Here is an 11,254-nt window from a genome sequence, read left to right on the forward strand (position 1 = left end):
ATCTATCGCTACCAAAACCTGGCGGAAAGCTATCGCCAGGGCGCCCAGGCGTTCGCCGATACCCTCACTGATTTCTCGGTATACAACGATCGCCTCGACGTCTCCGCGCTGGGGTTCACCGGCTTGGGCGACGGCCACCACGGCACCTTGCAGTTGGTCAGCACGGGCAATCCAGACCGCACCATTGCGCGCAGCCTGGACGAAGACAGCCAGGGCCGGCGGTTCGAGGTGCGCATCGAGGGCGACCTCAAAGGCATGCTCGATGCCGGCAACTTCATTTTCGCCGCCGACGCCACCCACGGCGCCCCGGTAGACCTGCTGGGGGTGAGCCACGACCCCGTCGGCTGAACACGCGTTCGCAGGCTGCGCCAGCTCCTGCCGGCGCGCTAGTGAGCCCAGCCAGGAGCAGCGATGCTCAGCGCTGGGCCACTAGGGTCTTGGGCTCCAGGTACGCAGTCATGCCCCACTTGCCCATTTCGCGCCCGAGCCCTGAGTGCTTGAAGCCGCCAAAGGGCGCGCGTGGCTCATGCGCCAGCGTATTGATGAGCACCCGGCCTGAGTCGAGCTTGCGTGCCATACGCTCGCAGCGCTCCAGGTCTTGGCCAAGGATCAAAGCGCTGAGGCCGTAGCGCGTATCGTTGGCAATGTCGATCGCATCGGCGTCGTCGTCGTAGGCGATGATGGTCAGCACGGGGCCGAAGATTTCTTCACGCGCGATGCGCATCTGGTTGCTGGCATTAGTAAAGAGGGTAGGTTTCACGAACCAGCCAGCCGATAAGCCCTCGGGCCGGCCTTCGCCCCCTGCCAGCAGCCGCGCGCCTTCCTCTATGCCGATACGGATGTAGTTCTGCACGCGCGCCCATTGCCTGGCGCTCACCATCGGCCCGATGGCTGTGCCTGCATCCCGCGGATCGCCTGCCTTGATGTGAGAGACGGCTTCCTGGGCGGCCCGCTCGAACTCGGCTAGCCGGTGGCGCGGCACCAGGATGCGTGTGCCGGCGATGCAGGCCTGGCCGCTGTTGAGGAATCCGGCCTGGAGCACCAACGGCATGATGGCGGGGAAGTCCGCGTCGTCCAGCACCACCGTAGGCGACTTGCCGCCTAGCTCCAGGGTCAGGCGCTTCATGGTGGCGGCACCTGCGCTCAGCAAATGTTGACCTACCGCGCTAGAGCCGGTGAACGAGAGCTTGGCGACGTGGGGATGGCGCGCTATTTCTTCACCCACCACCGCGCCCGCGCCGTTGACGAGATTGAACACGCCGGGTGGCAGCCCGGCTTCGTGCAGGGCTTCGACCACGATCTGCGTCTGCAACGCGCTCATTTCACTGGGCTTGACGACTGCGGTGCAGCCCGACGCCAGCGCAGTGGCGAGCTTGCTGCAGATGAAGCCGGCATTACTGTTCCAAGGCGTGATCAGGCCGGCGACTCCAACGGGCGTCAGGATTACCCGCGCGCTGCCCACCTGCTCCTCGAATTCGAAAGCCTCCAGTGTGTCGATAGCCAGCGCGATCGCTTGGGCTGGATAGGCGGCCATCCAGCGTGCGCGTTCGAGCGGTGCGCCATATTCCAAGACGATGGCGTCCGTCAGCGCGTCCTCGCGCACGGCCATGGCCGTGCGCATGCGGCCGAGGGCGGCGATGCGCTCCTCACGGGTGGTGCCGGACCAGGCCGCAAATGCATCCTTGGCCGCGGCGATGGCACGTTGAGCGTCCTGGGCGTCGCCGAGGCGCACCTGACCGATGACGTCTTCAGTGCTGGGGTTGTGGAGGTCGAACCATTCCTGGCCATGAGGCGTCACGAATTCGCCGTTGATGTAGAGGTGCTCGATACGTTGCATGGGGGTTCCCTCAGGGTCGCTACGCCGCGCAGTCTAGGCAGGGTTTGTCATGCTGATAAGCTGTGCCTATCGTTATGGCCTATCCTGAAAACAGGGACAATCGATGCATCGCACAGGATTGACCGAGCTGGAGGTGGTTCTAGCGGTCGCACGCCGCAGCAGCTTTCGCCAGGCGGCGCTGGAACTGGGCATGTCTACCACTGCGGTCAGCCATGCCGTGGCAGGGTTGGAGGCCCGGCTGAAGGTGCGCTTGTTCAACCGCTCGACACGCAGCGTGGGGCTGACCGACGCGGGGCAGCGTTACGTGGAGCGCATCGCGCCCGCTCTCGCTGAAATAAAGAGCGCCGGCGAGCAAGCCAGCACCGGCCCTGACATGCCCAGTGGTACGCTGCGCATCAATGTGCCGCAGGGTGTGGCGACCCTCCTGCTAGGCCCCTTGTTCAGCCAGTACGCGCAACGCTATCCCGGGGTGCGCCTCGACATCGTGAGCGAGCCTCGCCTGATCGACATCGTTGCGCAGGGTTTCGATGCGGGCATCCGCTTGGCCGAATCAGTGCCCCAGGACATGATCGCCGTGCCTCTGTCGCGAGACCTGCGCATGCTCGTGGTGGCCACGCCGGAGTACCTGGCGCGCCACGGTACGCCCAAGCACCCGCGCGACCTGCTCAAGCATCAGAGCATCAGCATGTGCATGGCGCACGGCGGCCTCTATCACTGGGAGCTGGAGCGAAATGGCCAGAAGCTGCGATTGGAGCTGCCCGTGCGTATGGCGCTCAATGAAGCACCGGCAATCAAGCAAGCGGTGCTGCTTGGGTTGGGCATCGGTTTTATCGCCGAATCGCTCATTTCCGAGGAATTGAACGCCGGCACGCTCAGGCCTGTGCTGACCCAATGGTGCCCGTCGTTCGGCGGGCTGCGCCTTTATTACTCAGGCCATCGCTTCGTGCCGGCGCGGCTGCGGGCGCTTATCGACCTGATCCGCGAGCTGGGCCTGGCGCTGTAACGCCTGGGCGAGGTCAAAACGCGCTGCTGCGGGAGTTGCGCCTGTGGGGCCGGCGGGCTGGGCCCCGGCAACGTCCAGCAACGCCCAGGACTGACCTACGCACCTGCGCGCACATCCGACAACCGGCCCTGAAGCTTTACGGCGCAGCGGCCGATACCTCTCATGAGCGTCGAATTATTGAGCTGGAGAGAGGGCCGGGCATGACGACCGCAGCGATCAACAAACAGAACACCCATGAACCGGCTCCGGAGGAGCGCACCATGGCGGTGGTGGGCTTTGGCATGCCGTTCAACGAAGTGCTGGGCCACCCCCGCGAGTTCCTCGTGGCCGACCTGCCGCGCCGGTTGGCGCCGAGCATGAAAGGCGGCCGCATCGCGGTGCGCGTACGGCCCTGAACGGCTAGATACACTCCGCTCGCCACCGCCGCGTCGGCGCCAGGCTCTACCTGCGCCGGGTGTGCAAGCGGCTGCGCTGCATTGCGCCGGTGAGCGCCATCAGCCGCGCCCGGCTGTACGCCGTCGAGCATTACCGCGCCACCTCCCGTACCTGCAAAGGCTTAGGCAACAGGTGCGCGGCGTAGAACAGGTCTGCGGTTCGTTGCTGCGTGGCCAGCACCTCATCGGTTACCGGCCCCACCGGCGAGGGTGGACGGTTGTCGATGTAGCGAGCGACCACCTCGTGGTCCAGGCCCATGCTGCGGGTGAGAATTTCCAGGCTCTGCTCGCGCTCACTGCGGGTGAGTGCCTCGGCGGAGCTGAGGGTGTCCAGCAGCGCCTGGACAAAAGCCGGGTTTGCCTTGGCGAATTCGCGGCGGGCGGTGTAAAGCGGCCCGTTGAGCCCAAGCCCTTCGCCATTGGCCAGCAGCCGCGCCTTGCCTTCGACCAGGGCCAGGGATGCGTAAGGGTCCCAGATCGCCCAGGCCTCTACGCTGCCTTGCTCGAACGCGGCATGGGCATCGGCGGGGCTCAGGTACACCGGGATGATGTCGGTGAACGCCAGCCCAGCCTTGGCCAGCGCCCGCAACACCAGGTTGTGGGCGCTGGAGCCCTTTTGCAGCGCCACTTTATGCCCCTTGAGCTCGGCCACGCTGTGGATCGAACTGCCTTCGGGCACCAGCAAGGTTTCCGCCGCCGGCTTGGCCGGCTCCGCGCCTATATACAGCAGGTCAGCACCGGCCGCTTGAGCGAACAGCGGTGGAATGTCCCCGGTGGAGGCAACATCCAGGCTCCCGATGTTGAGCGCTTCGAGCATCTGTGGGCCGGCGGGGAACTCCAGCCATTGCACCTGGGTGTGGCTGAAGCGGTCTTCGAGCAGGTGATGCTCCTTGGCCAACACCAGGGCGATCGAGCCTTTCTGATAGCCGATCCGCAGCGTTTGCGGCGCTGCGGCCTCTGCCGTCGCCTGGGAGTCAGCGCTGGCCAGGCTGAGCGTAAGAGCCAGCAGCGAGTGGATGAGCAGGTTAAGTTTCATTCGGCGGTCGATGGCTTTTCCCAGAGGTTGATCTTGCCTTCCACGGCGAAACGGTCGATCTGCGCGAGCTCCTCGGCGGTGAAGTCCAAGCGGGCCAGCGCGGCGACGTTTTCGATGATCTGCTCCGGCCGGCTGGCGCCGATCAGTGCGCTGGTCACCCGTGGATCGCGCAGGGTCCAGGCCAGGGCCAACTGGGCCAGGCTCTGGCCGCGAGCCTTGGCGATGTCGTTAAGCGCACGCACGTGGGCGAGGTTGTCCTCGGACAGGTGATCGGCACGCAGCGATTGGCCGCCCGGCTGGTTGACCCGGGCATCGGCGGGGATGCCGTTGAGGTATTTGTCGGTCAACAGGCCCTGAGCCAGGGGCGTGAAGGCGATGACCCCGGCGCCGAGCTCGTCGGTCGCCTCCAGCAGGTCTTTTTCTATCCAGCGGTTCAGCAGGTTATAGGCCGGCTGGTGAATCAACAGCGGCACCTTCCACTGCGCCAGTAGCGCGGCCATTTCGCGGGTTTTGCTGCCTGAGTACGAGCTGATCCCCACATACAAGGCCTTGCCTTGCTGCACCGCGGTGGCCAGGGCGCTGGCGGTTTCTTCCAGCGGGGTGTCGGGATCGAAGCGGTGCGAATAGAAGATGTCGACGTAGTCCAGGCCCATCCGCGCCAGGCTCTGGTCCAGGCTTGCCAGCACGTATTTGCGCGAGCCGCCGCCTTGGCCATAAGGGCCAGGCCACATGTCCCAGCCGGCCTTGGTGGAGATGATCAGCTCGTCGCGGTAGGTGGCGAAGTCTTCGCGCAGCAGCCGGCCGAAGTTGATTTCAGCACTGCCGTAGGGCGGGCCATAGTTGTTGGCCAGGTCGAAATGGTTGATGCCCAGGTCGAACGCGGTGCGCAGCAAGGCGCGCTGGCGGTCGATGGGCGTGCTGTCGCCGAAGTTGTGCCACAGGCCCAGGGACAGGGCGGGCAGCACCAGCCCGCTGCGGCCCACGCGGCGATAGGGGATGCGCTCGTAGCGTTCGGTGTTGGCGGTGTAGGTCATTACAGGTCCTTATGCTCAGGCGAAGTGGCGGTTGGCCGGGCGTTCCAGCCCCAGGTGATCGCGCAGCGTACGCCCCGTATAGGCACGGCGGAACAGCCCGCGCCGTTGTAGTTCGGGCACCAGCAGCCGGGCAATGTCTTCCAGGCCCGCTGGCAGGTGGGGCAGCAGGATATTGAAACCATCGGCCGCGTCTTGTTCAAACCAGGCTTGCATTTGGTCCGCCACTTGGTTGGGGGTGCCGATCAGGCTCAGGTGCCCGCGCCCGCCGGCAATGCGCTGGCCCAGCTGCGCCAGGGTCAGGCGCTCGTCGCCGGCCAGCTGGGTCAACAGCTGTTGCCGGCTGCGCTGGCCGGAGTCGGTCAGCGGCAATGCCGGCAGCGGGCCGTCGGGCGGGTAGCCAGAGAGGTCGAAGTTACCCAGCATGCGGCCGAGCAGGGCAATGCCCACTTCGGGCTGCACCAGCGCCTGCAATTGCGCGTGGGTGTCCTGGGCCTGGGCTTCACTGGCCGCCACGATCACGTAGGCGCCGGGCATGATCTTCAACGCAGCGGCCTCGCGCCCATGTGCAGCCAGCCGGCCCTTGAGGTCGGCATAGAAGCGCTGCGCCGAGGGCAGGTCTGGCTGGGCGGTGAACACCACCTCGGCTGTACGCGCCGCCAGCGCGCGGCCCGCTTCGGACGCCCCAGCCTGCACCACCACCGGCCAGCCCTGAGGCGGCCGTGCCACGTTCAGCGGCCCGCGCACACGAAAGTGCTCGCCGCCATGGCCAAGCACCCGGGCGCCCTCGGGGCGGTAGTACTGGCCGCTGTGTTTATCGCGGCTGAAGGCGTCATCTGCCCAGCTGTCCCACAGGCCGGTGACCACCTGGTAGAACTCCTCGGCGCGGGCGTAGCGCTCGGCATGCCCCAGGTGCTGCTCGCGGCCGAAGTTGTACGCTTCGGCGGCCGCGTCGGAGGTCACCAGGTTCCAGCCAGCGCGGCCGCCGGAGAGGTGATCGAGCGAGGCGAACGTACGCGCCACGTGGTAGGGCTCGTTGTAGCTGGTGGTCACCGTGGCGACCAAGCCGATGTGCTCGGTGGCGCCGCTTAAGGCAGCCAGCAGCGTGAGTGGCTCGAAGTGGTCCGAGCGGGCCATGCGGCTGGCGAGCTCGCCGGTGGGCGCGGCCACGCTGTCGGCCACGAACAGCAGGTCCAGGCAGGCTTGCTCGGCCACTCGGGCCAGGTGGCGGTAATGGGCGATATCCAGGCCGGCATCGGCCGGTACCGAGGGGTGGCGCCAGGCTGCCACGTGGTGCCCGGTGGCCATGAGAAATGCGCCCAGGCTCAGTTGCCGGTTAGCGGTCGCCATGGGTCAGAAGTCCTTGCGTACTTGAATGCCGAAATAACGGCTGTCGTCCCGAGGCACGGCGCGGTAGATGTAGCCGCTACCGCTGGCCAGCAGCGGCGAGTAGGACCTGTCCGCGAGGTTCTTGCCCAGCAGAGCCACGCGCCAGCCGTTGGCGTAGTCGGCCAGGGCCACGCTGGCGTTCCAGACGCCATAGGCGCCTTGTTTGGTGTCCGGGTTCTGGCTGATGTCGTACTGCACCTCGCTCTGCCAGCTGTAGTCGCTGCTGAGTTCCACATCCAGGCCGTTGTCCAGGGAAATGCTGTAATCGGCGCGGGCGTAGCTTTTCCAGTCCGGGCTGAACGGCAGCGGCTTGCCGTCGACGTTGCACGAAGCGGCTGCGCCAGCCGGGCAGGCAAAGGTGTCGATGCGTGCGTGGGTATAGGCCAGCGCCGCGGAAAGCTTCAATTGGCGGGTGGCTTGCAGTGCCAGGTCCAGCTCCGCGCCCTGGGTGGTCACGCTGCCGGCATTGATCAGCCGGGTCACCACCTGGCCGGCGACGGTGTCGTAAAAGTTGGCCTGGTAGTTGTCGTAGGCGCTGTGGAACAGCGCGGCGTTGGCGGTCAGGCGCTCGTCCCAGGCACTGGCCTTGATGCCCAGCTCCCAGGTGTTGGAGGTTTCTGGCTTGAGCGCGTCGGTGTCGCGCGGCTGCATGTTGAAGAACACGTTATACGCCGGGCCTTTATAGCCGCGGGAGTAGGTGAGGTAGGTCATCACCGAGTTCGTGAGGTCGTACTGCAGGCCCAGCCGCCCGGACCAGCCGTCTTCATCCACTGAGCCGCTGCTGGCGGTGCTGGGTTGAATCCCGCTGACCGCGGTGGCTGAAGTCGAGGCGCGGCGGTGGTCGTAGGCCAGGTAGTCGTGGGTAAAGCGCAGCCCGGCGATCCCGCGCAGGCGCGGGCTGAAGTTGAGGGTGGTTTCGCCAAACGCCGCCACGCTGTCGCTGGTCGTGCCGTAGTCGGCGACGCCCCGCTGGGGCGTGGTCGTGGTGACCAGGGTGCGCCGGTAGGTCTCGTCGTCCTTGGCGTGCATGTAGTACAGCCCCGTCACGTACTCGGCGAACTGCCCTTTCGGTGAAGCCAGGCGCAGCTCCTGGCTGTATTGGTCGTAGCTCAGCTCGCCTTTGTCCTCGATACCGGGGTAGGCAGCGCTGACCGTAGCCAGGCGGTCACCGTCCTGCCACTGGGTGTTGTCCCAGCCGCGCCAGGCACTGATGGAGGTGAGGGTGTAGTCGCCCAGTGCCCAGTCCACCTGGGCGGACAGGCCCTTGTTGGTGTCTTCGACGTGGCTGCGGTAGTCGCTGACGATGTTCTGGTTGTGGCCGCTGGCGCTGACCGGCGCCAGGGCGTTGCCGAATGCTGGGGTGAGCACCTGGCTGATCACGCCGTTGGGGGTGTCGTCGTGGGCGGTCATGTAGTCTGCCGCGACGGTCACGGTCAGCGCCTCGTTCGGCGTGAACTGCAGCTTGCCGCGGGCGCCGCGGTGGTTGTAGCCGTTCACTTCCTGGCCGTTGGCGTTGTTATCGACGTTGCCGTCGTAGCTGCTCACCAGCGTGGTGAGCGAGCCCTTGAGCACACCGGGGATGAGCGCGCCGCCGATGCCGAAGCGCGTGCGGCTTTCGTTGCCGGTGTACCAGCCTTGGTCGATATAGCCGTGGAAAGCTTCCTCGGGGTTCTTGGTCACGATGTTCAGCACGCCCGCCGAGGCGTTCTTGCCGAACAGCGTGCCCTGGGGGCCGCGCAACACCTCCACCCGCTCCAGGTCGAGCAGGTCCAGCGTGGCTTGCCCGGGGCGGCCATAGACCACGCCGTCGATCACCGTGGCCACCGTGGGCTCAACCCCAGGGGAGGTGGAAATGGTGCCCACGCCGCGAATGAACAGGGCGGTGTCTTTGTTGGAGGCGTTGGTGCGGAAATTAAGCGTGGGCACCTGTTGCGCCAATGCGGCCACGCCGTTGCGGTTGTCGCGCTCCAGCTGTTCGCCGTCGACCACGCTGACCGCCACGGGGACCGTTTGCAAGGTTGCCTCGCGGCGGGTGGCGGTAACGGTGACCGCTTGCAGCTTGGCGGTGGCCGTGGTCGCGCTGGAGTCGGTGGTGCTCTCGGCGGCGACACTGGCCAGGGGCAGGGTGCCGAACGCCAGCAGGGCGCAGATGGCTTGAGCCAGCTGGCTCGGACGCGAGGGTGCTGTGGGAATGTAATGCATGCTCTATCGCTCAAGTGGGGGCCAGGCGCAGCTGCGGCATTCGCTCGAGCGAGTAGCTGGTTAGCGCTAACATCGCTATGCTGAAGCGGCTTGGTTAGAGCGTCCAATACTTAAGGCTTATCTGCTTATAACTTTTAAGGAGCGAACCGTGTCTCGACAGCGACGTGGTGCTGGCAGGGTCACGCTGGCCACCGTGGCCGCCCTGGCTGAAGTGTCGGCGATGACCGTCTCGAGGTATTTCAACGAGCCCGCGCGGGTCTCTGAGGTTCATCGCGAGCGGATCGCCGCGGCAATAGCGGCCACCGGCTACGTTCCCAACCAGGTCGCGGGGGGGTTGGCCTCCAGCAAGAACCGCATCGTCGGGCTGGTGGTGCCGAACATTTCCGGGCCGATCTTCGCCAGCACCATCCAGGCGTTTCACGACACCCTTGGCGCCCAGGGCTATCAGGTGCTGATGGCCTCGAGTTATTTCTCCGCCCAGCAGGAAGAAAACGCGGTGCGGGCGTTTCTCGGCTGGGCGCCGGCCGCGCTAGTGGTGACCAGCCACTTCCATACCCCGGCAACCGAACGCATGCTCGCCAGCGCCTCGGTGCCGGTGCTGGAGGTGTGGGACTACCAGCCCCAGCGGCAACCGATACAAGTGGGCTTCGACCATACCGAGGTTGGCCGCATGGCGGTGGAACACCTGCATGGCCGCGGCTATCGACGCATTGCCTTTGTCGCCAACAGTGCCACCGGCGACCACAGCGCACTGGAGCGGCGTGACGGTTATGTGCAGGCGCTGGCACGGCACGGGCTGGCGCCGATCCTGTACCAGCCCGACGCCGCGCTACCGCCGTTCGAAGCGGGCAAGCAAGCGCTGGAGGCCTTGATGGCCCAGGCCACCCGGCCAGACGCGATTTTCTTCGCCAACGACAACCTCGCCGCCGGGGGGCTGCTCGCCGCCCAGCGGGCGGGGGTGCGAATACCGGGCGATTGCGCGGTGCTGGGCTTCGGCGACTACCCCTTCGCGCAAATGCTGATGCCCAGCCTTAGCACCCTTCGCCCGCCCGCACGGGAGATCGGCGAGCAAGCCGCCGCCTACCTGCTTGCCAGCTTCAATGCCGTGCCTGACCGGCCTGCACCGCCTGCCGCGCTGCATTGCACGCTGGTGCAGCGGGAGAGCACCTGAGCTGTTGGAGCTGGCGTAGCCTGCGAACCACCCGTGCCACAGGGCCAAAGTTTCCCGGGCTGGTACCCGGTCCCACAGGATGCTCAATCAGTTGGAGCTGGCGCCAGCCTGCGAACCGGGGCTGCCATAGGCCAAGGTTTTCCCGGGCTGGTGCCCGGTCCCACAGGGCGCTCACGCTGTTGGAGCTGGCGTTAGCCTGCGAATCGCTGCTGCTACAGGGCCAGGGTTTTCCCGGGCTGGCGCCCGGTCCCACAGGATGCTCCCGCTGTTGGAGCTGGCGCCAGCCTGCGAACCGGGGCTGCCATAGGCCAGGGTTTTCCCGGGCTGGTGCCCGGTCCCACGAGGTGCTCACGCTGTTGGAGCTGGCGTAGCCTGCGAACCGGGGCTGCCATAAGGCTAGGGTTTTCCCGGGCTGGCGCCCGGTCCCACAGGGTGCTCCCGCTGTTGGAGCTGGCGCCAGCCTGCGAACCACCGGTGCCACAGGGCCAAAGTTTCCCGGGCTGGTGCCCGGTCCCACGGGGTATTCACGCTGTTGGAGCTGGCGTCAGCCTGCGAACCACCGTGCTACAGGGCCAAAGTTTCCCGGGCTGGTGCCCGGTCCCACAAGGTGCTCCCGCTGTTGGAGCTGGCGTTAGCCTGCGAACCGGACCCCTTTCATGCCCGCAAGGTATTTTTTTCATGCCTGGACGGCATGGCGGCCGTAAGGGAAGGGCCGCCAGGCGCGAATTTATTGGCCGGAACCGGAATTACATTTAGCGTTTATGCTTAAAAGTTATGGAAACAGCCTATCTCGTTCCTTCAGGAGATAAAGCCGCCCCCGGCATGATCGCACCGCAAGCCTGATGCCTCTGCGCCACTGTGAAGTGGCCGAGCGCAGGGCTTATGACGATCAAGGAGCCTTCCTATGGCGAACGTTCATTCAGCCGCCCGCGCCGCGCCGGTTCTTCCCTTGCCCGAGGCCACCCTACCTGTTCAGGGCGGGAGCCGTGTGGCGCCGGCCGCATTGGCACACTCGGCGCTACATGCCGTGCCGCGCTCGCCCACCAGCCGTCGTGAGGCCTGGTTGCTCGCCGGCCTGGCGGCCGCGCTGCACGGCGGGGTGCTGTATTGGGCGCTGCAAACGCCAACGCCCGTGTTACCGGTGGTGCCAC

General features: G+C 66.1%; 8 protein-coding genes and 2 pseudogenes. 5 read left to right on the forward strand and 5 right to left on the reverse strand.

All coding sequences use genetic code 11. The annotated features are described in order from the left end of the window. Window positions 1-348, forward strand: a pseudogene (locus OGL93_RS21965) (poly(beta-D-mannuronate) C5 epimerase); the annotation flags it as partial. Between the two features lie 67 nt (window positions 349-415). On the opposite strand, the gene OGL93_RS21970 reads toward OGL93_RS21965, so the two are convergent. Continuing rightward, complete coding sequence (locus OGL93_RS21970; protein WP_263265139.1) at window positions 416-1,837, reverse strand: aldehyde dehydrogenase family protein; 1,422 nt, start codon at window positions 1,835-1,837, stop codon at window positions 416-418. A gap of 103 nt (window positions 1,838-1,940) precedes the next feature. Here OGL93_RS21970 and OGL93_RS21975 point away from each other — a divergent pair, with 103 nt between their 5' ends. Both OGL93_RS21975 and OGL93_RS21980 read left to right on the forward strand, forming a co-directional pair. After that, window positions 1,941-2,840 (forward strand): LysR family transcriptional regulator, encoded by a 900-nt coding sequence (locus OGL93_RS21975; RefSeq protein WP_263265140.1) that lies wholly within the window; start codon window positions 1,941-1,943, stop codon window positions 2,838-2,840. A 200-nt stretch (window positions 2,841-3,040) separates the two neighbouring features. After that, window positions 3,041-3,235 (forward strand): hypothetical protein, encoded by a 195-nt coding sequence (locus tag OGL93_RS21980; protein WP_263265146.1) that lies wholly within the window; start codon window positions 3,041-3,043, stop codon window positions 3,233-3,235. A 130-nt stretch (window positions 3,236-3,365) separates the two neighbouring features. On the opposite strand, the gene OGL93_RS21985 is transcribed toward OGL93_RS21980, so the two are convergent. Genes OGL93_RS21985 through OGL93_RS22000 form a run of 4 tightly spaced genes read right to left on the reverse strand, consistent with a single transcriptional unit; the run spans window position 3,366 to window position 8,848 of the window. After that, window positions 3,366-4,310, reverse strand: a complete 945-nt coding sequence (locus OGL93_RS21985) for an aliphatic sulfonate ABC transporter substrate-binding protein (RefSeq protein WP_276583631.1) — start codon at window positions 4,308-4,310, stop codon at window positions 3,366-3,368. Then, complete coding sequence (gene mgrA, locus OGL93_RS21990; RefSeq protein WP_263265141.1) at window positions 4,307-5,344, reverse strand: L-glyceraldehyde 3-phosphate reductase; 1,038 nt, start codon at window positions 5,342-5,344, stop codon at window positions 4,307-4,309. The genes OGL93_RS21985 and mgrA overlap by 4 nt, the downstream gene beginning before the upstream one ends. Before the next feature lie 15 nt (window positions 5,345-5,359). After that, window positions 5,360-6,691: an LLM class flavin-dependent oxidoreductase gene (locus OGL93_RS21995; RefSeq protein WP_263265142.1), complete on the reverse strand. Its 1,332-nt coding sequence runs from the start codon at window positions 6,689-6,691 to the stop codon at window positions 5,360-5,362. A 3-nt stretch (window positions 6,692-6,694) separates the two neighbouring features. Further along, on the reverse strand, window positions 6,695-8,848 hold the full coding sequence (locus OGL93_RS22000; RefSeq protein WP_346659668.1) for a TonB-dependent receptor: 2,154 nt from the start codon (window positions 8,846-8,848) through the stop codon (window positions 6,695-6,697). A 232-nt stretch (window positions 8,849-9,080) separates the two neighbouring features. On the opposite strand from OGL93_RS22000, the gene OGL93_RS22005 reads away from it, so the two are divergent. Continuing rightward, on the forward strand, window positions 9,081-10,103 hold the full coding sequence (locus OGL93_RS22005) for a LacI family DNA-binding transcriptional regulator (protein ID WP_263265144.1): 1,023 nt from the start codon (window positions 9,081-9,083) through the stop codon (window positions 10,101-10,103). Window positions 10,104-11,007: 904 nt separating this feature from the next. Further along, a pseudogene (locus OGL93_RS22010) lies at window positions 11,008-11,254 on the forward strand (energy transducer TonB); the annotation flags it as partial.

Source organism: Pseudomonas sp. RIT-PI-S, from assembly GCF_025642975.1.
Classification (GTDB): domain Bacteria; phylum Pseudomonadota; class Gammaproteobacteria; order Pseudomonadales; family Pseudomonadaceae; genus Aquipseudomonas.